The following is an 18,481-nucleotide window of genomic DNA, read 5'->3' as shown; positions in this document are numbered from 1 at the left end:
GAGTAGCCATGGTCGATAAACTGACGCATCTGAAACAGCTCGAGGCCGAGAGCATCCACATCATTCGCGAGGTTGCCGCCGAGTTCGACAACCCGGTCATGCTCTATTCGATTGGCAAGGACTCGGCTGTCATGCTCCATCTGGCCCGCAAGGCCTTTTTCCCTGGCAAGCTGCCGTTTCCGGTGCTGCACGTCGACACTCGCTGGAAGTTCCAGGAGATGTATCGCTTCCGCGAGAAGATGGTTAGCGACATGGGGCTGGACCTGATCACCCATGTCAATCCCGATGGCGTGGCTCAGGACATGAACCCCTTCACCTACGGCAGTGCCAAGCACACCGATGTGATGAAGACCGAGGGCCTCAAGCAGGCGCTGGACAAATATGGCTTCGATGCCGCCTTTGGTGGCGCGCGCCGTGACGAAGAAAAGTCGCGCGCCAAGGAGCGCGTCTATTCCTTCCGCGACAGCAAGCACCGCTGGGATCCGAAGAATCAGCGCCCGGAGCTGTGGAACGTTTACAACGGCAAGGTGAAGAAAGGCGAGTCGATCCGCGTGTTCCCGCTTTCCAACTGGACCGAGCTGGACATCTGGCAATACATCTACCTGGAGCAGATCCCGATCGTGCCCTTGTATTTCGCCGCCGAGCGCGAGGTGGTGGAACTCAACGGCGCTCTGGTGATGATCGACGACGAGCGCATCCTTGAGCACCTGACGCCAGAGCAGAAGGCCGGCATCAGCAAGAAGATGGTGCGTTTCCGTACCCTTGGCTGCTATCCGCTGACCGGTGCGGTGGAGTCCACCGCCACCACGCTTCCGGAGATCATTCAGGAGATGCTCCTGACCCGGACGTCCGAGCGCCAGGGCCGTGTGATCGATCACGATCAGGCTGGCTCGATGGAAGAAAAGAAACGCCAGGGCTACTTCTAAGGATCCCGCATCATGTCTCACCAGTCCGATCTGATCAGCGAGGACATCCTCGCCTACCTGGCTCAGCACGAGCGCAAGGAACTGTTGCGTTTTCTCACGTGCGGTAACGTCGATGACGGCAAAAGCACGCTGATTGGCCGTCTGCTGCACGATTCCAAGATGATTTACGAAGATCATCTAGAGGCTATCACCCGTGATTCGAAGAAGGTCGGCACCACGGGCGACGATGTCGACCTTGCGCTGCTCGTCGATGGCCTGCAGGCCGAGCGCGAGCAGGGCATCACGATCGACGTGGCCTACCGCTACTTCAGCACCGCCAAGCGCAAGTTCATCATTGCCGACACCCCTGGCCATGAGCAGTACACGCGCAACATGGCGACCGGTGCTTCGACGTGCGACCTGGCGATCATCCTCGTCGACGCCCGCTACGGCGTGCAGACGCAGACGCGCCGGCACAGCTACATTGCCGCGCTGCTGGGCATCAAGCATATCGTCGTCGCCATCAACAAGATGGACCTGATGAACTTCGATCAGGATGTGTTCGAGAAGATCAAGGCCGACTACCTGGCATTCGCCGATCGCATCGAGCTCAAGCCGTCGTCGCTGCACTTCGTGCCGATGTCGGCGCTGAAAGGCGACAACGTGGTCAATCGCAGCGCGCGCGCGCCCTGGTACGAAGGGCAGTCGCTGATGGAAATTCTTGAAAGCGTCGAGATCGCTGGCGACCGTAATTTCGACGACCTGCGCTTCCCGGTGCAGTACGTCAATCGTCCCAATCTGAACTTCCGCGGATTCGCCGGCACGCTTGCCAGCGGCATCGTGCGCAAGGGCGACGAGATTGCCGTTCTGCCTTCAGGCAAAACCAGCCGAGTGAAATCCATCGTCACCTTCGACGGCGAGCTGGAGCAGGCAACCCCGGGTGAGGCCATCACCCTGACGCTGGAAGACGAAATCGACGTATCGCGCGGTGACATGCTGGTGCACGCCGACAATCGCCCCCGTGTTGCCGACGGCTTCGAGGCCATGCTCGTCTGGATGGGCGAGGAACCGATGCTGCCGGGCAAGAAGTACGACATCAAGCGCGCAACCAGCTATGTGCCAGGCTCGATCGCCAGTATCACCCACAAGGTGGATGTGAATACGCTTGAGAAAGGTGCGGCGAGTAGTCTGCAGCTCAACGAGATCGGCAAGGTCAAGGTCAGCCTCGATGCGCCGATCGCCCTGGACGGTTATGCGCAGAACCGCACCACCGGTGCGTTTATCGTGATCGACCGGCTGACTAACGGTACGGTAGGCGCCGGCATGATCATTGCCGACCCGGTTGCCCATGTTTCAGGTGGCCACCACGGCGCGCTGGCTCACGTTTCCACCGAAGAGCGTGCTACCCGTTTCGGCCAGCAGCCGGCGACCGTGCTGTTCACCGGCTTGTCTGGCGCGGGCAAGAGCACCCTGGCCTACGCGGTTGAGCGCAAGCTGTTCGATATGGGGCGTGCGGTTTTTGTTCTCGATGGACAGAATCTTCGTCACGACCTGAACAAGGGGCTGCCGCAGGACCGTGCCGGACGCGCCGAGAACTGGCGGCGTGCCGCTCAAGTCGCCAAGCAGTTCAACGAGGCCGGGCTAATAACCCTGGCGGCCTTCGTTGCGCCCGACGCGGAAGGCCGCGAACAGGCCAAGGCGCTGATAGGCGGCGATCGCCTGATCACTGTTTATGTCCAGGCATCACCGCAAACCTGCCGCCAACGCGACCCGCAGGGGCTGTATGCGGCGGGAGGCGATAACATTCCAGGCGAGTCGTTCCCTTACGATGTGCCGCTGGATGCGGATCTTGTGGTCGATAGCGAAGCTTCGCCGCTCGAGAAGGGAGTAGGGCAGGTTATCGATTTGCTGCGTCGTCGCGGTGCCATCTGATTGCTTCGAGCGCACAAAAAAAGCCCCGCATTTGCGGGGCTTTTTATTTGGAGAGCCAAATGGCTTGGCGTTGATAGCGAGCCAATTAGGAGGCCTGTTCGAGGATGCGAAAAAACACGGTTTCCAAGGAGACTGCTGGTTGAACGGCGAGCAAGTGGCCGCCGGTATTACCCAGCTGCGCGATAGCGGCGGGTAGCTCGGCCTGCTGCAGTTCGCATTCGTACTCGCCAGGGCGCAACGATATACAGGTCGGGGTGAGCGCTTGGTCAGCCTGGTAGCGAAGCAGGAAATAACTGGCTCGCTCTGCCGCCAACTCGCGCGGCGAGCGAACGGTCAGGAGCTGGCCCTTGTTGATGAAGCCGAAGCGATCGGCGATACGTTCGACGTCGTGCAGTACATGGGACGTAAAGAAAATGGCCCCACCCTGCTTCTTGTAGTCGTTCAGAATATCGACCACATCCTTGCGCCCCACCGGATCCAGCCCGGACAGCGGCTCATCGAGAATGAGGAGACGTGGCTGCACGACCATCGCATGCGCGAGCGCCGTACGCTGCACGTTGCCTTTGGAAAGCTGCCGGATTCGCCGCTTGGCATACTCTGCGATGGAAAATCGTTCGAGCCACTGCATGCACCACGCATCGGCATCGCTTCGCTTGATGCCATACATCGAAAGACCCATGCGCAGAATCTCAAGCGGGGTGAACTGGTCATACAGCGCCGGCGCCTCGGGGACATAGGCGAGGCCCTGGCGTGCCTCGGCCCGATGCGCATCAACGCCGTAAAGCGTCACCTTCCCTCGGTAGTCGTTGATGATGTCCAGCATGATCTTGATCGTGGTCGACTTTCCCGCCCCGTTAGGACCAACGAAACCGAACACCTCGCCGTCGGAAAGGCTGAAGCTTACGTCGCGAACAGCCTGTACCTGTTTGCCCTTGGCCTTGAAGGTGTGGCTGACACTCTGAAACTCAACAGCAGCGCTCAAGGCTGTTCCTCCAGTCCGGCGATCTTCAGTTTCTTCAATTCGATGCGCCCGTTACGGAGTTCATAGCCAAGGCGCAGAGGATCAATCGGCAGTTCGGCCAACAGTCCGGCGGTGACCAATTGTTCGAGTTCGGATAACGCGCCGTGAGCCGCTTCATAGCGCTGCTGGGCCGCGCGTAGATCAATCAGGCCCTGCAGGCGGATGACCCGTTTATCAAGCATATCTCGCAGTTTCGGATCGGCTGCCGCATCGCGTTGCTGGGTCAGGTAGTTCAGAGCAAGACGCTCATCGGCGAATCGCTCCGACCTGAGCATGATCGCCAATTTCCGCATGGCTGCGGCATTGTGGGTGGAGCGGCTGGCGCCTATTTCCAGAACTCGCGCGGCTTCATCATTATTGTGCTGGAAGAACGCAAGGTTTACGCCGTAAAAGAAAGCTGGGAACTCGTCCCAAAAACGGCATTGGAGTGCAGCACGCAAGACCTCATTACCTTCATCGACGGCGCCTCCCCATGTCAGCAAGCCGTTGGCTAAGTAGTAGTTGTCTTCGTGGCAGGCATTGAGGCGGGCGACTTCACGCTGGGCGCGGATTAAATAGCCGGTATCCACGCCACGCTCGTCCATGCCGGTTGCAGCGAGGCGAATGGCTTCCAGATCTGCTGCGAGAAAGCGATCGCCGCTATGCAGCATTATAAGCAGAGGGGCGGGAATGACCACCCTGTCGCTAATGGGAGGAGGGGAAACCGCAATGGAACTCCCAGCGCGCCAACTCGCGACGCTCGCAAACAGAGCGAAAGCTAAAAGGGCGATGGTGAGTGGTCGATGGTGGTCCTGCATTTCAGGCAAAACGCTTGCGCTGCAGGGCCCAGACCGCGAGGCTAAGGAGGCCGACAGTATAAGTTAGGCTGGATAGAACGAGCCAAGGCCAGTCGGCCGGTAAAAAATCTGTTCGGCCGTACAGGGTGATCATTCTAATGTCTAGTGCGCCTAGGTCAGGCAGTAAATACCTAAGCAATCTTATGCTGAAAAGATAAGTCTCCGCGTCTGTCACAATGCCGTAGTTACGTGTCAGCAGTTCAATTACTGATCCAAACGAGCGAGCAATCATTACGAAACCTAGCGTGCCTACCAATACGAGGCCTGGCGTTGAGGAAATCACGGCAAGCAGCACCGCGACGGAGATTACTACCAGTAGGTCTAGGCCTATGAATAAAATTGTAATCAAGAAAGGCGAGCCTAATGCTGGTTGTGTTCCTTGTGTATAAGTCTGCATTTTTAGCCAGACGAGTAATGCCAGAATCGCTGAGGTTCCAATTAGAAGCAAAGTTGTGAGTAGAGCGATGGAAATGAAGCGTCCAAGTACAACGCTACGCCGGGGAACAGGGTAAGATAACGTGCTAAGAAAATACCGCCGGTCGAATTCGCGAGACAGCAGTTCCTGTGTCAGCAATACAGTTACTAAGGGAAGCAACAATCGGATAGTCGATATCCCGACATCTAGGGCTGTGGTCGCGGGTTGGCGTCCGCTGAACTGTGCGGATAGAGTTGCTGCAATTAACATGGCTAGCAACGAACCGCCCGCTAGCCAGCCGAATTGAGCGCGTATAGCCAGACGGAGACCACATCTAATGTTTTGGAGTATTAGCATAGCTAGCAAGCCGTTAAATCCTGCTGGCAAGTGGCGCATTAATAGCGCTCGGCAAGGTGTTCCAATCGGCCTTGGAAGGCTAAACTGAAGCTAAAAGCACATCCCCTCGCTTAACGATGAGGATGTGCTGGTGGGATTTGCCTAGCCGTAGTGCAATCAGTTCTCTAGGCGTTCCGCAGCTGTAGATTCAGCGACTGTGCTTGTACAGGCACCTGCTTCCGGATAGAGAGATACAACGGTGCCTTGGAATGTTGATCCAGTCGCCACGGCCGGTCCTTTCGCAGTGCGGTACACCTTTGGGTTCTGCGAAACAAGGGTGCCCGGAGGGGCGGTGGGGTCACTAGACGGCACTAGTACTTCTACTTCCCGAGCGGTGGTGCGGCCCGCAGTGTGGCAGCCACCGATTGCTATTCCGGTCGCGTTACAAGAAACACCAGCAACCACTCCAGTAGATAGGTTGATCTGCACGTTCTCATTCAAGAGATTGGGGCAGTCGGTCATTTTGAGCGAGCCAGTCTGATCAAACGTTACAGCTGATGCGAAACCAGAGGCCAGCATGGCGGTCAACGCAAATGCGATTTTCTTCATTTTAATCTCCATGCAGGTCTTAATTGAGGGAAGAAATAATTGCAGTGGTGTTATTTTTTACGTCGGCAACGGACGTTGTGTCATTCGCCTTGGCACGATATTCATTAAACTGGGGGATCGCAATGGCTGCCAGAATGCCAATGATCGCTACGACGATCATCAGTTCGATCAGTGTGAAACCTTTTTGCTTCTTGATGGATTTCATACAAAAGCTCCTTTGTTGGTGAGGTCGTTGGACCTGTGGACCACACAGCAGCTTCCATGCCACTGCGCTGCGCTGTGATTGGGTGGTTATGTCGCTTTGTGCGTTAGCTCACGCCTTGCGTCGCGTCGACTGTTAATGCCTGGCCATATAGAGCCGCACGGCACCTACTGTCAGGACCTATCGGGCGCTATTTTCTTTCAAGGGGACCGTTTCGGTAGCGTGACAGATGCTTGCACGTATATACGCGGCGGCCATGCTGGGTTTTTTTGTCCTCAAGTGACAAAAAATGCCACTTCGCTTTGCGTCGTTTGGCTCGCCCCTCAAACTGCGTTATAAGGCGGCGGTCTTCCCGCTCTGGCAGATCACGCTATGAACGAAAACGCACCTCTTGGTGGTTTGGCTCGCCAGCTTGTACTGGTAGGCCAGCTCGATGAAAAGGCGGCGCAGCAGGCTCAGCAGCAGGCCCTGCGCAACCAGGTGCCTCTGGTGAGTTGGTTGGTACAGAACAAGCTGGTCAAAGGGCGGGTGCTCGTTGACATCGCTGGCGAGCAGTTCGGCGTGCCGTTCTTCGATCTGAGCGCGCTAGACAGGGATTCGCAGCCAAAGGACCTGGTCAGCGAAAAGCTGGTTCGCCAGCACCGCGCATTGCCGCTTCAGCGGCGCGGCAACAAGCTTTATGTCGCCGTGTCGGATCCGACCAATCATCAGGCTATCAGCGATATCCAGTTCAACACCGGCCTCTCCGTCGAAGCCGTACTAGTTGAGGACGACAGGCTCGGCGAGGCGATCGAGAAGTTTTTCGAGTCGGCGACTTCCTCCCTCGATGGGTTGACCGATTCCGACTTGGACGGCCTGGATATCGAGGTTGCGGGTGAGGCCAAGGAAGACGATGCAGCGCATAACGAGGCCGACGATGCGCCGGTGGTGAGATTCGTCAACAAGATGCTGCTGGATGCAATAAAGGGCGGCTCATCAGATTTGCACTTCGAACCTTATGAAAAGAGCTATCGGGTTCGTTTTCGTACGGATGGCATGTTGCATGAGGTTGCCCGCCCGCCAGTTCAGTTGGTCAGTCGCATTTCCGCACGGTTGAAGGTGATGGCCAGTCTGGATATCGCCGAACGACGCAAGCCCCAGGATGGGCGCATCAAGATGAAGGTGTCGAGCACCAAGTCCGTCGATTTCCGGGTGAACACGCTTCCGACCCTGTGGGGCGAAAAGATCGTCATGCGAATCCTCGACTCGGCGAGTGCCAAGATGGGCATTGATGCGCTGGGCTACGAGGATGACCAGAAGGAGCTGTACCTGAACGCCCTTAAGCAGCCGCAAGGAATGATCCTCGTTACGGGGCCGACCGGTTCCGGCAAGACGGTTTCCCTTTACACCGGCCTGAACATCCTCAATACGGTCGACGTGAACATCTCAACGGCCGAGGATCCGGTGGAAATCAACCTCGAGGGGATCAATCAGGTCAACGTTAATCCCAGGCAGGGCATGGACTTCGCACAGGCCCTGCGTGCGTTCCTGCGCCAGGACCCGGACGTGATCATGGTCGGTGAGATTCGCGATCTGGAAACTGCCGAGATCGCGATCAAGGCGGCACAGACCGGCCACATGGTGATGTCGACGCTGCATACCAATAGTGCGGCAGAGACCCTGACGCGGTTGCGCAACATGGGAGTGCCGGCTTTCAACATCGCGACCTCGGTGAACTTGATCATTGCTCAGCGGCTGGCGCGAAAACTTTGCCCGAGCTGCAAGGCGGAAGTTGATGTGCCGCGTGAGGTATTGCTCAAGGAGGGCTTCCCGGAAGCTCGGATAGGCACCTTCAAGCTCTACGGGCCGGTTGGTTGCGACAGTTGCAAGGGGGGCTACAAGGGGCGTGTCGGTATTTATGAAGTGGTTAAAATCACGCCCTCGCTGCAGCGACTTATCATGGAAGAAGGAAATTCCATCGATATCGCACTTCAGGCGCGCAAGGATGGCTTCAACGACCTGCGCACCTCTGGCTTGGTCAAGGCCATGAATGGCGTAACCAGTCTGGAAGAAGTCAACCGCGTCACCAAGGATTAACCATGGCGGAAAAAGCGTTGAAAACCAGCGTGTTCACCTGGGAAGGAACCGACAGGAAAGGCGGCAAGGTCAAGGGTGAGCTCGCCGGGCAAAGCCCGGCTTTGGTCAAGGCGCAACTGCGTAAGCAGGGCATCAATCCGCTCAAGGTTCGCAAGAAAGCGGTGTCCCTGTTCGGCCCCGGTAAAAAGATCAAGCCGATGGACATCGCTCTGTTCACTCGGCAAATGGCGACCATGATGAAGGCCGGCGTGCCGCTGCTGCAGGCTTTCGACATCATTGGCGAGGGCTTCGACAACCCCAACATGCGCAAGATGGTCGATGAGGTGAAGCAGGAAGTCGCTGCTGGTAACAGCTTCGCTGGTTCGCTGCGCAAGAAGCCGCAGTATTTCGACGATCTGTATTGCAACCTGGTCGAGTCCGGGGAGCAATCGGGTGCCTTGGAGACGCTGCTGGATCGCGTGGCGACCTACAAAGAAAAAACCGAAGCGCTGAAGGCGAAGATCAAAAAGGCGATGACCTATCCAATCGCGGTAATCGTCGTGGCGGTCATTGTGTCGGCGATCCTGCTGATCAAGGTCGTTCCGCAGTTCGAGAGCGTCTTCGAGGGTTTTGGTGCTGAGCTGCCGGCCTTTACCCAGATGGTGGTCGGGCTGTCGCGCTGGCTGCAGGAGTGGTGGTATCTGGTTCTGTTCGCTGCCTTCATCGCGGCGCTGGTCTTCAAGCAGGCATACCAGAAGTCGGAAAAATTCCGGGACGGATTGGATCGGGCGATGCTTAAAACGCCGATCGTAGGCGACATCGTATATAAGTCGGTAGTCGCTCGTTATGCGCGGACCCTTGCTACGACCTTTGCAGCGGGCGTTCCGCTGGTCGATGCGCTGGAGTCCGTGGAGGGGGCGACGGGAAACGTTGTATTTCGGCGCGCCGTGGCAAAGATCCGCGCGGATGTCTCGGCAGGTGTGCAGCTCAATTTTTCCATGCGTACCACGGGGGTATTCCCAACGATGGCGGTACAAATGGCTGCCATTGGTGAGGAGGCGGGGTCGCTCGATGAAATGCTCGACAAGCTGGCCAGCTTCTATGAGGCGGAAGTCGACAACATGGTAGACAACCTGACCACGCTAATGGAGCCGATGATCATGGCTGTTCTTGGGGTCCTGGTTGGCGGCCTGATCATTGCCATGTATCTGCCGATTTTCCAGCTAGGTTCGGTCGTCGGATGACAGCGATGAGCTATCTGGCCAGCCACGAGCTGGCCTTTGTTTTGTCTGCGGCTTTGCTTGGATTGCTGGTTGGCAGCTTTCTCAATGTGCTGATTTATCGGCTGCCGGTGATGATGCAGCGGGAATGGCGCGAGCAGGCGAGGGAGTACCTTTCGCTCGAGCCTGAGCCTGTCGGGCCGCGATTCAACCTTTTGCTGCCTGCTTCTTCCTGTCCGCACTGTGGCCACTCTATCCGTCCCTGGGAAAACGTCCCTCTGGTGAGCTGGGTGCTGCTGCGCGGGCGCTGTTCGGCATGTCGAGCAGGTATCAGTGTCCGTTATCCGCTGGTGGAGCTGGCTTGTGCGCTGCTTTCGGGGTTCACGGCCTGGCACTTCGGCTTCACCTGGCAAGCCGGGGCGATCCTGCTGTTGGGGTGGGGGCTGCTGGCCATGAGCATGATCGATATCGATCACCAGTTGCTGCCAGACTCGCTCGTGCTGCCTCTTCTCTGGCTCGGCCTGATCTGCAACCATTTCGGCCTGTTCGTTGCGCTCGGCGATGCGCTTTGGGGAGCTGTCTTCGGCTACCTCAGCCTGTGGGCGGTGTACTGGCTATTCAAGCTCGTCACTGGCAAGGAAGGTATGGGCTACGGTGACTTCAAGCTTCTTGCGATGATAGGGGCGTGGGGGGGATGGCAGGTGCTGCCGCTAACCATCCTCCTGTCATCGCTGGTCGGCGCCGTAATCGGCACGATTTCACTGAGATGGCGGAATGCGGCTGCCGGCACGCCTATCCCGTTCGGCCCGTACCTGGCGATCGCCGGCTGGATCGCGCTGGTGTGGGGGCAGCAGATCACCGATCGCTATCTGCAGCTTGCCGGCTTCTGAAGCGGGTCCCCTCGTCCTTCGCTTGCTCGCTTGCCTAACCTGGGCAAAGCGGGTACTACTGCGCGCCATAATTAAGGGCGGAGATGTGAATCGGTGAAGCCTTGGGTCCTTGGTCTTACCGGCGGAATAGGTAGTGGCAAAAGCGCTGCCGCGGAGCGCTTCGCCGAGTTGGGCGTGCATGTGGTCGATGCCGACCAGGTGGCTCGATCGGTGGTCGAGCCGGGGGGCGCGGCGCTGGCGCAGATCGTCGATCGATTTGGGGTGCCGATCCTTGCATCGTCCGGTGAGTTGAATCGTGCTGCGCTGCGCGAGCGGATATTTACTTCCGTGGAAGATCGGCGCTGGTTGGAGCGCCTGCTGCATCCGCTGATTCGTCAGGAAATCTGGGCTAGCCTGTCACGGGCTGAGTCACCTTACGCAGTGTTGGTGTCCCCTTTGCTGGTCGAGTCGAGGCAGCATGAGCAGGTTGATCGCGTGCTGGTGATAGATGTGCCAGAAGACCTGCAGCTTCAGCGGGTGCTGGCCCGCGATCAGGTTTCCGAGGATCAGGTGCGAGCCATCCTGGCCGCTCAGGCGCGGCGCGAAGATCGTCTCCGTCATGCCAATGATGTGCTGGTAAATGACCGAGACCTGTCATGGCTGCGTCAGGAGGTTGACCGGTTGCACGATCGTTATCTGCAGTTGCGAGGAGCTGGAGAATGAATGCTAGGACTGTAGCCTGCCCGACCTGTGGTGTGCCGGTGCAGTGGGAGGCGCAGAGCCGTTATCGCCCCTTTTGCTCGGATCGCTGCAAGCTGATAGATCTAGGTGCCTGGGCTGCTGAGGAGCATGTGATTCCGGGAAATCTGAGCGAAGACGACCTGCTTTCCGAGGATGTGCCACCCAGTGTTCATTGATCTGGTGGGGATGGGTCGTCCTTGTGCTCATCGCTGCGCCAGGGCGCCTGCAGGTATCGGGTGCGATTGAAGGTTTCCAGCCAGTCGGGGCAGAACACCACGAGCGCCGTGACGGCTGTGCCATTGATGAAGGCTTCGGGAAACATCACCAGCCATATGTAACCGGCAAAGTCATTCAGCCAGGGCGGCATCGGGTATCTACCATCCACGAGGAGTAGCGCGAGCGACGCCAGGATGCAAAGCAGCGCTGCGAGTGCCGCGGGAAAGAAGCCAGAGCAGAAAATATAGACGAACAGGTTCTTCGGCTGGGCTCGTTCGACAAGAATGGCGCAGCCTTCGGTGACCAGGATCGGGATGAGTACCAGCAGTACCCCGTTAATTCCTAGCGCTGTCAGCTGCTGATGTCCTGTCGCAACCAGGCCCAGTTGTGCGGCGAACGCGGCCAGCATTGCCAGCGGCCAGTCGAGCAGCAAGGTGGCGGCTGTCAGTCCAATGAAATGAAACGACAGGCCTGATTCGAAATCCCTTCGAACCAGCCATAGCAGGAAGATCGCCAGCATGGTGCCGAATACCAGGTGCTGGCGGCGCGTGTCGCTGAACAGCTCCACCCAGGGGGTGCGCAAAGCTGCCCAGCACAGGGCTGCGAAATAGAGCAATCCGCCAGCGAGGAGAGTGCTCGGAGCGAGCAATTGTGCAGCGATCAAGGCATAGCTCTCCTGAGTGATGGCAAGCGTAGCGAAAAGACTGATGAAAGGCGGCCGAAATTGTTTCGGGTGCGGGTGCGTTGTTCAAGCCCGGTTGAAAGCCAAAGATTTCGCGGTATCTGCAGGCTAAGCGGGTTGCTATTTTGCGATTAATCCGGATAATTCGCCGGCCTGTCGATAGGGGATGCCTAGCCTGTCGGCAACTTGGTAGGGATGCCTAGCCTACCGATACCACTGCCGTGGCGGACGCGCTGACCCGAGCCCCCGATAGCGTCTGGTTCCGGCTGTCCCTGGCTTGCCAGGGTAAGCACCATTCAGTAATATCCGCCGTCTTATTTTTCAGGGCGGCCCCTGAGGCTATAACGAATGAAGACTTTTACTGCTAAACCGGAAACCGTCAAGCGCGACTGGTTTGTCGTCGACGCTGCCGGCCAGACCCTGGGTCGTCTGGCAACCGAAATCGCCAGCCGTCTGCGTGGCAAGCACAAGCCCGAGTACACTCCTCACGTTGATACTGGCGACTACATCGTCGTGATCAATGCTGAGCAGGTCCGTGTCACCGGTGCCAAGGCATTCGACAAGATGTACTACTCCCACTCCGGTTTTCCGGGCGGCATCAAGTCGATCAACTTCGAGAAGCTGATCGCCAAGGCCCCTGAGCGTGTGATCGAGACTGCGGTCAAGGGCATGCTGCCGAAGAATCCGCTGGGTCGCGACATGTATCGCAAGCTGAAGGTGTACAAGGGTGCCGCGCATCCGCACTCCGCTCAGCAGCCCCAAGAACTGAAGATTTAACGGGATAGTTCATTATGTCGGCGACTCAAAATTACGGCACTGGCCGTCGCAAGACTGCAACCGCGCGCGTTTTCCTGCGTCCGGGCACTGGCAAGATTTCCATCAACAATCGCGAGCTGGATAACTTTTTCGGCCGTGAGACCGCGCGCATGGTTGTGCGTCAGCCGCTGGAGCTGACCGATACCACTGCCAAGTTCGACGTCTACGTCACCGTTCTGGGTGGCGGCGTTAGCGGTCAGGCGGGTGCGATTCGCCATGGTATTACCCGTGCGCTGATCGAGTACGACGAGTCCCTGCGCAGCCCGCTGCGTAAGGCGGGTTACGTGACTCGCGATGCTCGTGAGGTCGAGCGTAAGAAAGTGGGTCTGCGTAAGGCGCGTAAGCGTCCGCAGTACTCCAAGCGTTAACGAACGCTTATCAGAAACGCCCAGCTCCGCAAGGATCTGGGCGTTTTTTTTAGCTGCTCGAAAAGTGTTGCTGCGACAGCGTGTCGCGTGCTGGAGGCCCCGGTTTTGCTGGCTCGTAGGTCTGTTTGTCACAGGCTATTACCTTGTCATCGTCGGGGGTTTTCTTTAACATTTGGCGAATTTTTCGCGGCCCAAATTTACGTAGTACTGCCTGCGTCCAGCAGGTCATAAGAAGCTGATGGGAGACGACTGAATGAGCAATGACGGCGTGAATGCTGGCCGGCGTCGCTTCCTTGTGGCCGCCACTTCGGTGGTGGGTGCTGCAGGAGCGGTGGGTGCCGCGGTCCCGTTCGTGGGATCGTGGTTCCCGAGTGCCAAGGCCAAGGCAGCCGGTGCACCGGTAAAGGTAAATGTCAGCAAGATTGAGCCTGGCCAGCAGATGGTGGCCGAATGGCGCGGTCAGCCGGTATTTATCGTGCGCCGCACGGACGAGGTTCTCCAGAATCTCGAAAAGGTGGCTCCCCAGGTTGCGGATCCTGATTCCAAGGCTTCGGTGCAGCCTGAGTATGTCAACCCTCAGGTGCGCTCCATCAAGCCGGAGCTGCTCGTGGTAATCGGTCTGTGCACCCACCTCGGGTGTTCCCCGTCGTTCCGGCCAGAAGTCGCACCGCCTGATCTGGGGCCGGACTGGCTGGGTGGGTACTTCTGCCCCTGCCATGGCTCGAAGTACGACATGGCCGGCCGTGTTTACAAGGCTCAGCCTGCGCCCCTGAACCTGCCCGTGCCCCCGCACTCGTACGAGACCGATAGCGTCATCATTATCGGTGTGGACCAGGAGAAAGCCTGATGAGCAAGTTCATGGAATGGGTTGATGCCCGCTTCCCCGCCACGAAGATGTGGGAAGACCATCTGTCCAAGTACTACGCCCCGAAGAACTTCAATGTTCTGTATTTCTTCGGCTCCCTGGCCCTGCTTGTACTGGTCAATCAGATCCTTACCGGCATCTGGCTGACGATGAGCTTCGAGCCCAGTGCCGAAGGCGCCTTCGCGTCTGTCGAATACATCATGCGTGACGTGGAGTACGGATGGATCATCCGTTATCTGCACTCGACCGGGGCTTCGGCCTTCTTTGTCGTTGTCTATCTGCACATGTTCCGCGGTCTGCTCTACGGCTCCTACCAGAAGCCGCGTGAGTTGGTCTGGATCTTCGGCATGATGATTTACCTGGCGCTGATGGCCGAGGCCTTCATGGGCTACCTGCTGCCTTGGGGGCAGATGTCCTACTGGGGTGCACAGGTAATTATTTCCCTGTTCGGGGCGATTCCGGTCATCGGTGATGACCTGACCCAGTGGATCCGCGGCGATTATCTGATCTCCGGTATCACGCTGAACCGCTTCTTCGCACTGCATGTCATCGCTCTGCCGATCGTGATTCTTGGCCTGGTTGTGCTGCATATCCTGGCCCTGCATGAAGTGGGTTCCAACAACCCGCTCGGTGTCGACATCAAGAAGACCAAGGACGAAAACGGCGTGCCGCTCGATGGCATTCCTTTCCATCCTTACTACACGGTGAAAGACATCGTTGGCGTGGTGGTGTTCCTGTTCGTCTTCTGCGCCATCGTGTTCTTCTTCCCTGAGATGGGCGGCTATTTCCTGGAGAAGCCGAACTTCGAAGTGGCCAACGCATTCAAGACCCCGGCTCACATTGCGCCTGTCTGGTACTTCACTCCGTTCTACGCGATCCTGCGCGCCGTTCCGGACAAGCTGCTGGGCGTGATTGCCATGGGTGCTGCGATCGCTGTGCTGTTCGTGCTGCCCTGGCTCGACCGTAGCCCGGTCAAGTCGATGAAATTCAAGGGGTGGATGAGCAAGATCGCGCTGCTGGCGTTCTGCATCTCCTTCCTCATTCTCGGCGTGCTTGGCGTTCTGTCTCCGACGCCTGAGCGCACTCTGCTGGCGCGGATCTGTACGGTCATCTACTTCGCGTACTTCATCCTGATGCCGTTCTATACCAAGCTCGAGAAGACCAAAGTAGTTCCGCAAAGGGTGGCTGGCTGATGAAAAAGCAATTTGCTGCATTGATTCTTGCGCTGGTGCCGGCCTTTGCGTTTGCTGCCGGTACCGAAGCCCACTTGGACAAGGTCGAGATCGATCTGACCGATAAGGCTGCTATGCAGGATGGTTTGCGCACGTTCAGCAACTACTGCATGGGCTGCCACAGTGCGCAGTACCAGCGCTACGAGCGTGTTGCCAAGGACCTCGGCATTCCGGAAGAGGTAATGCTGAAGAACGTCGTCTTCACTGACGCGAAGATCGGCGACCACATGAAGATCGGCATGAAGCCCGAGGACGCCAAGGGGTGGTTCGGTGCGGCACCGCCGGATCTGACCCTGGTCGCGCGCGTGCGTGGTAACGACTGGCTGTACACCTATCTGCGGAGCTTCTACGAGGATCCTGCTCGTCCCTATGGCGTGAACAATACGGTTTTCCCCAATGTGGGTATGCCGCATGTGTTGGCGCCGCTGCAGGGGCGTCAGGTCCTGCCCGCCCACTTGCCCGAAGGGGAAAGTGTTGCGTGCAAGCAGGTGCAGGTTACCGAGGATGGTCGCAAGCAGTTCGATCCGCTCACGGGTACGCCGATCACCCACGAAGATTGCAGCCAGCTGACCGTCGTGCCCGGCACCGGGGCGCTGAGCGAGGCCGAGTACAACGAGAAGATCAAGAATCTCGTGACATTCCTGGCTTACTCGGCCAATCCGGTGAAGTTGGAGAGCCAGCGCATCGGGACTTACGTCCTGCTGTTCCTTGTGGTGTTCTTCGTCTTCGCTTACCTGCTCAAGCGAGAGTACTGGAAAGACGTACACTGACGTCGATCCGTCGCAAGCGGTACCTAAGCGCGCGCCCTCATGGGCGCGCGTGTTTTTTTGGTCATCGAAATACGGGAGAGAGGCGATGGCTGCTGCCAATCGGTTGATCTGCTATTCCGATCCTAGCGATCACTATTCTCACCGCGTCCGCCTGGTTCTGGCGGAGAAAGGCATCGGTGTCGAGGTCGTGAACGTGTCGCCGTGCGATTGCCCGGCCCAGTTGGCGGAAATCAATCCGTACTCGAGCGTGCCAACCTTCGTCGATCGTGATCTCGTGCTCTACGAGTCGGGCGTCATCCTTGAGTATCTGGAAGAGCGATACCCTCATCCGGCACTGTTACCTGCTTATCCAGTAGCACGAGCCAATACCCGCCTACTCCTGCATCGAATTCAGAAGGATTGGGCTGCACTTGCAGATATTGTCCTGGATTCGCGTACGCCGGAGGCTGAGCGTAGTGCGTCGAGAAAGGTGTTGCGCGAGAGCCTGATCGGCGTTTCGCCTGTCTTCGCGGAAAAGCCATTTTTCATGAGCGATGAGCTCAGTCTGCTGGACTGTTGTTTGTTGCCCTTGCTGTGGCGATTGCCCAAACTGAACATCGAACTGCCGCGACAGGCCAGGCCGCTTCTGGAATACATGGAGCAGGGCTTTGGCCGGCCGGCCTTCCAGGTGAGTCTATCCGAGGTTGAGCGCAGCATGCGCTAAGAGAGGCAGCCAATGAATTCAAGTCGCCCCTATCTGGTGCGTGCGCTCCATCAATGGATTGTCGACAACGATTGCACTCCGCATCTATTGGTCGATGCGGATGTGCCGGGCGTGGTGGTGCCCGCCGGCTTCGTCAAGGATGGTCAGATCGTGCTGAACGTGTCCCCCAGTGCTGTACGTCAGCTGCAGATGGGTAATGACGCCCTGACCTTCGAGGGGCGTTTTGGTGGCGTGTCGCACTCGCTGATCATTCCGTTCGCCGCGGTGATGGCGATCTATGCGCGCGAAAACGGACAGGGGATGGTTTTCGAGATCGAGCCGACGCCACCAGAGGATGATGATGGTGGCGACAAAGTGGCTGATGCCAAGGATGACGGAGCTGCCCGGCCGACAGGGCGGCCGAGCCTGAAAGTCGTCAAGTGAGATTTGCGGCGGCTGGCAGTGCTGCCGCCGCCTTCAGTCGATGTATTCGAACAGTTTGACGATGCGTTGCACACCGGCGACGCCTTGGACCAGCGACGTGGCACGTGCGCCCTCTTGGCGAGTCACCAGGCCTAATAGGTAGACGATCCCGTTTTCAGTGATCACCTTGATACGTGAGCCGGGCACGGTGTTGTCAGCGAGCATCTGGGTTTTGATCTTGGTCGTCAGCCATGTGTCATGGCTGCGGGCGAGCGCCGATGACGGCTGTAGAACCTGAAGCTCGTTATGCACGCGCTTGACCCGTTGCACCGAGGATGCAGCCTGCTCGGCCATCTGCTTCAGGTCGTTGCGTGGAGTCTGGCCTGCGAGCAGAACGACGCCGTTATAGCTGGCGACAACGATATGTGAGCTCTGATCGAGATCCGGGTGGGCTTTGGCAATGTTTACCGCTGCCTTGGTCTCGATCAGCGAGTCATCGATCGTGCTGCCGATCGTGCGCGTTCCGCGGTTATCGGCTATCGGTTCGTCACGTGCGGCTGTCAGCACCGAGCTGCAGCCGGCAAGCGTCAAGCACAGCGTCGTGGCGAGCGCGCGAAGCAGAAGGGGGGTCATTCCTCACTCCCGAACAGTTGGTTGTCGATCAGGTCGCACAGGCAGTGGATGGTGAGCAGGTGTACTTCCTGGATCCGTGCCGTCACCTTTGCCGGCACCCGGATCTCCACATCTTCAGGTAGCAGAAGTGAGGCCATGCCGCCGCCGTCTCGGCCGGTAAGGGCTACCACCACCATTTCCCGGTCGTGGGCAGCCTGGATTGCTTGGATCACGTTCGCCGAGTTGCCGCTGGTAGAGATGGCGAGCAACACGTCGCCGGGCTGGCCCAGTGCACGGATCTGCTTGGAAAAAACCTCGTTGTAGCTGTAATCGTTGGCGATCGAGGTCAGTGTCGAGCTGTCGGTAGTCAACGCAATAGCCGGGAGGCTAGGGCGCTCCCGCTCGAAGCGGTTGAGCAGCTCGGAGGAGAAGTGCTGAGCGTCGCCAGCCGAACCGCCGTTGCCGCAGGTGAGGATCTTGCCTTCGCTGAGTAGCGCATTGACCATCACCTGCCCGGCTTGCTCGATGACTGGCGCAAGGACTGCCATGGCTTGTTGCTTGGTTTCGATGCTGGCTTGAAAGAGCTGGAGAATTCGAGTTTGCATATCCATCGGATCAACCTTGGGTATCGGGCGAGCGGGGTGTCGTATGGTTGGCGGAGGGGGCTGAAAACG

Annotated in this window: 22 protein-coding genes; 14 read left to right on the top strand and 8 right to left on the bottom strand. The window is 58.1% G+C overall.

Annotated elements, in window-relative coordinates:
- Nucleotides 1–8 precede the first annotated feature (8 nt).
- Together cysD and cysN are read left to right on the top strand one after the other, a co-directional pair.
- Nucleotides 9–926 (top strand): sulfate adenylyltransferase subunit CysD, encoded by a 918-nt coding sequence (gene cysD / locus AC0KXH_RS15410; protein WP_061337689.1) that lies wholly within the window; start codon nucleotides 9–11, stop codon nucleotides 924–926.
- A gap of 12 nt (nucleotides 927–938) precedes the next feature.
- Nucleotides 939–2,837, top strand: a complete 1,899-nt coding sequence (cysN, locus tag AC0KXH_RS15405) for a sulfate adenylyltransferase subunit CysN (protein WP_488223655.1) — start codon at nucleotides 939–941, stop codon at nucleotides 2,835–2,837.
- Nucleotides 2,838–2,922: 85 nt separating this feature from the next.
- On the opposite strand, the gene AC0KXH_RS15400 is transcribed toward cysN, so the two are convergent.
- From AC0KXH_RS15400 to AC0KXH_RS15380, 5 genes are all read right to left on the bottom strand, one after another.
- Nucleotides 2,923–3,819 carry an ABC transporter ATP-binding protein gene (locus AC0KXH_RS15400; RefSeq protein ID WP_437269910.1) on the bottom strand — a complete coding sequence of 299 codons (897 nt, stop codon included), beginning with the start codon at nucleotides 3,817–3,819 and terminating at the stop codon, nucleotides 2,923–2,925.
- Complete coding sequence (locus AC0KXH_RS15395) at nucleotides 3,816–4,508, bottom strand: hypothetical protein (protein ID WP_488223654.1); 693 nt, start codon at nucleotides 4,506–4,508, stop codon at nucleotides 3,816–3,818. Before AC0KXH_RS15395 ends, AC0KXH_RS15400 begins: the two co-directional genes overlap by 4 nt.
- 148 nt (nucleotides 4,509–4,656) lie before the next feature.
- Nucleotides 4,657–5,379, bottom strand: a complete 723-nt coding sequence (locus AC0KXH_RS15390; RefSeq protein ID WP_488223653.1) for an ABC transporter permease subunit — start codon at nucleotides 5,377–5,379, stop codon at nucleotides 4,657–4,659.
- A gap of 243 nt (nucleotides 5,380–5,622) precedes the next feature.
- The gene (locus AC0KXH_RS15385; protein WP_312570792.1) at nucleotides 5,623–6,054 is read right to left on the bottom strand and encodes a hypothetical protein; all 432 of its coding nucleotides are present in this window, start codon (nucleotides 6,052–6,054) and stop codon (nucleotides 5,623–5,625) included.
- 19 nt (nucleotides 6,055–6,073) lie between these two features.
- Nucleotides 6,074–6,259 (bottom strand): type IV pilin protein, encoded by a 186-nt coding sequence (locus tag AC0KXH_RS15380; RefSeq protein WP_043295813.1) that lies wholly within the window; start codon nucleotides 6,257–6,259, stop codon nucleotides 6,074–6,076.
- A 369-nt stretch (nucleotides 6,260–6,628) separates the two neighbouring features.
- Here AC0KXH_RS15380 and pilB point away from each other — a divergent pair, with 369 nt between their 5' ends.
- From pilB to yacG, 5 genes are all read left to right on the top strand, one after another.
- Nucleotides 6,629–8,332 (top strand): type IV-A pilus assembly ATPase PilB, encoded by a 1,704-nt coding sequence (pilB, locus tag AC0KXH_RS15375; protein ID WP_488223652.1) that lies wholly within the window; start codon nucleotides 6,629–6,631, stop codon nucleotides 8,330–8,332.
- 2 nt (nucleotides 8,333–8,334) lie between these two features.
- Complete coding sequence (locus AC0KXH_RS15370; protein WP_488223651.1) at nucleotides 8,335–9,555, top strand: type II secretion system F family protein; 1,221 nt, start codon at nucleotides 8,335–8,337, stop codon at nucleotides 9,553–9,555.
- The gene (locus AC0KXH_RS15365) at nucleotides 9,552–10,421 is read left to right on the top strand and encodes a prepilin peptidase (protein WP_488223650.1); all 870 of its coding nucleotides are present in this window, start codon (nucleotides 9,552–9,554) and stop codon (nucleotides 10,419–10,421) included. The genes AC0KXH_RS15370 and AC0KXH_RS15365 overlap by 4 nt, the downstream gene beginning before the upstream one ends.
- A gap of 93 nt (nucleotides 10,422–10,514) precedes the next feature.
- Nucleotides 10,515–11,123 (top strand): dephospho-CoA kinase, encoded by a 609-nt coding sequence (coaE, locus tag AC0KXH_RS15360; RefSeq protein WP_061337683.1) that lies wholly within the window; start codon nucleotides 10,515–10,517, stop codon nucleotides 11,121–11,123.
- A complete protein-coding gene (yacG, locus tag AC0KXH_RS15355; RefSeq protein ID WP_074519929.1) occupies nucleotides 11,120–11,317 on the top strand; it encodes a DNA gyrase inhibitor YacG in 198 nt (65 codons plus the stop codon). The genes coaE and yacG overlap by 4 nt, the downstream gene beginning before the upstream one ends.
- On the opposite strand, the gene AC0KXH_RS15350 is transcribed toward yacG, so the two are convergent.
- A complete protein-coding gene (locus AC0KXH_RS15350) occupies nucleotides 11,311–12,021 on the bottom strand; it encodes an energy-coupling factor ABC transporter permease (RefSeq protein ID WP_043221692.1) in 711 nt (236 codons plus the stop codon). The two genes, yacG and AC0KXH_RS15350, sit on opposite strands and share 7 nt — an antisense overlap.
- 366 nt (nucleotides 12,022–12,387) lie before the next feature.
- Here AC0KXH_RS15350 and rplM point away from each other — a divergent pair, with 366 nt between their 5' ends.
- The 7 genes from rplM to AC0KXH_RS15315 all read left to right on the top strand — a co-directional run bounded on the left by rplM (nucleotide 12,388) and on the right by AC0KXH_RS15315 (nucleotide 17,216).
- Complete coding sequence (gene rplM / locus AC0KXH_RS15345; protein ID WP_488223649.1) at nucleotides 12,388–12,816, top strand: 50S ribosomal protein L13; 429 nt, start codon at nucleotides 12,388–12,390, stop codon at nucleotides 12,814–12,816.
- Nucleotides 12,817–12,830: 14 nt separating this feature from the next.
- Entirely contained in the window at nucleotides 12,831–13,223 is a 393-nt protein-coding gene (rpsI, locus tag AC0KXH_RS15340; RefSeq protein WP_041104005.1) for a 30S ribosomal protein S9, read from the top strand.
- A 253-nt stretch (nucleotides 13,224–13,476) separates the two neighbouring features.
- Nucleotides 13,477–14,070, top strand: a complete 594-nt coding sequence (petA, locus tag AC0KXH_RS15335; protein WP_041104007.1) for a ubiquinol-cytochrome c reductase iron-sulfur subunit — start codon at nucleotides 13,477–13,479, stop codon at nucleotides 14,068–14,070.
- Nucleotides 14,070–15,281: a cytochrome b gene (locus AC0KXH_RS15330; RefSeq protein ID WP_041104009.1), complete on the top strand. Its 1,212-nt coding sequence runs from the start codon at nucleotides 14,070–14,072 to the stop codon at nucleotides 15,279–15,281. The genes petA and AC0KXH_RS15330 overlap by 1 nt, the downstream gene beginning before the upstream one ends.
- Nucleotides 15,281–16,090 (top strand): cytochrome c1, encoded by an 810-nt coding sequence (locus AC0KXH_RS15325; RefSeq protein WP_041104011.1) that lies wholly within the window; start codon nucleotides 15,281–15,283, stop codon nucleotides 16,088–16,090. The genes AC0KXH_RS15330 and AC0KXH_RS15325 overlap by 1 nt, the downstream gene beginning before the upstream one ends.
- An 85-nt stretch (nucleotides 16,091–16,175) precedes the next feature.
- On the top strand, nucleotides 16,176–16,793 hold the full coding sequence (locus AC0KXH_RS15320) for a glutathione S-transferase N-terminal domain-containing protein (RefSeq protein WP_488223648.1): 618 nt from the start codon (nucleotides 16,176–16,178) through the stop codon (nucleotides 16,791–16,793).
- Between the two features lie 12 nt (nucleotides 16,794–16,805).
- Nucleotides 16,806–17,216 (top strand): ClpXP protease specificity-enhancing factor, encoded by a 411-nt coding sequence (locus AC0KXH_RS15315; protein ID WP_041104015.1) that lies wholly within the window; start codon nucleotides 16,806–16,808, stop codon nucleotides 17,214–17,216.
- A 33-nt stretch (nucleotides 17,217–17,249) separates the two neighbouring features.
- Here the strand turns inward: AC0KXH_RS15315 and AC0KXH_RS15310 are convergent, their stop codons facing one another.
- The gene (locus tag AC0KXH_RS15310; protein WP_041104017.1) at nucleotides 17,250–17,828 is read right to left on the bottom strand and encodes a BON domain-containing protein; all 579 of its coding nucleotides are present in this window, start codon (nucleotides 17,826–17,828) and stop codon (nucleotides 17,250–17,252) included.
- The gene (locus AC0KXH_RS15305; RefSeq protein WP_041104019.1) at nucleotides 17,825–18,418 is read right to left on the bottom strand and encodes a phosphoheptose isomerase; all 594 of its coding nucleotides are present in this window, start codon (nucleotides 18,416–18,418) and stop codon (nucleotides 17,825–17,827) included. Before AC0KXH_RS15305 ends, AC0KXH_RS15310 begins: the two co-directional genes overlap by 4 nt.
- Nucleotides 18,419–18,481: the final 63 nt, after the last annotated feature.

The sequence above is a fragment of the Stutzerimonas sp. CXK-1 genome, from assembly GCF_057738225.1.
Note: the sequence above shows the minus strand (reverse complement) of the source record. Positions and strands in the feature narration are given on the sequence as shown.

Coding starts and splice junctions, on each gene's coding strand:
- AC0KXH_RS15315 (WP_041104015.1), top strand. CDS start 16,806: ATGAATTCAAGTCGCCCCTATCTGGTGCGTGCGCTCCATCAATGGATT.
- rpsI (WP_041104005.1), top strand. CDS start 12,831: ATGTCGGCGACTCAAAATTACGGCACTGGCCGTCGCAAGACTGCAACC.
- AC0KXH_RS15305 (WP_041104019.1), bottom strand. CDS start 18,418: ATGGATATGCAAACTCGAATTCTCCAGCTCTTTCAAGCCAGCATCGAA.
- AC0KXH_RS15380 (WP_043295813.1), bottom strand. CDS start 6,259: ATGAAATCCATCAAGAAGCAAAAAGGTTTCACACTGATCGAACTGATG.
- AC0KXH_RS15370 (WP_488223651.1), top strand. CDS start 8,335: ATGGCGGAAAAAGCGTTGAAAACCAGCGTGTTCACCTGGGAAGGAACC.
- AC0KXH_RS15330 (WP_041104009.1), top strand. CDS start 14,070: ATGAGCAAGTTCATGGAATGGGTTGATGCCCGCTTCCCCGCCACGAAG.
- yacG (WP_074519929.1), top strand. CDS start 11,120: ATGAATGCTAGGACTGTAGCCTGCCCGACCTGTGGTGTGCCGGTGCAG.
- cysN (WP_488223655.1), top strand. CDS start 939: ATGTCTCACCAGTCCGATCTGATCAGCGAGGACATCCTCGCCTACCTG.
- AC0KXH_RS15310 (WP_041104017.1), bottom strand. CDS start 17,828: ATGACCCCCCTTCTGCTTCGCGCGCTCGCCACGACGCTGTGCTTGACG.
- rplM (WP_488223649.1), top strand. CDS start 12,388: ATGAAGACTTTTACTGCTAAACCGGAAACCGTCAAGCGCGACTGGTTT.
- AC0KXH_RS15325 (WP_041104011.1), top strand. CDS start 15,281: ATGAAAAAGCAATTTGCTGCATTGATTCTTGCGCTGGTGCCGGCCTTT.
- AC0KXH_RS15395 (WP_488223654.1), bottom strand. CDS start 4,508: ATGCTGCATAGCGGCGATCGCTTTCTCGCAGCAGATCTGGAAGCCATT.
- petA (WP_041104007.1), top strand. CDS start 13,477: ATGAGCAATGACGGCGTGAATGCTGGCCGGCGTCGCTTCCTTGTGGCC.
- AC0KXH_RS15320 (WP_488223648.1), top strand. CDS start 16,176: ATGGCTGCTGCCAATCGGTTGATCTGCTATTCCGATCCTAGCGATCAC.
- AC0KXH_RS15390 (WP_488223653.1), bottom strand. CDS start 5,379: ATGTTAATTGCAGCAACTCTATCCGCACAGTTCAGCGGACGCCAACCC.
- pilB (WP_488223652.1), top strand. CDS start 6,629: ATGAACGAAAACGCACCTCTTGGTGGTTTGGCTCGCCAGCTTGTACTG.
- cysD (WP_061337689.1), top strand. CDS start 9: ATGGTCGATAAACTGACGCATCTGAAACAGCTCGAGGCCGAGAGCATC.
- AC0KXH_RS15385 (WP_312570792.1), bottom strand. CDS start 6,054: ATGAAGAAAATCGCATTTGCGTTGACCGCCATGCTGGCCTCTGGTTTC.
- AC0KXH_RS15365 (WP_488223650.1), top strand. CDS start 9,552: ATGACAGCGATGAGCTATCTGGCCAGCCACGAGCTGGCCTTTGTTTTG.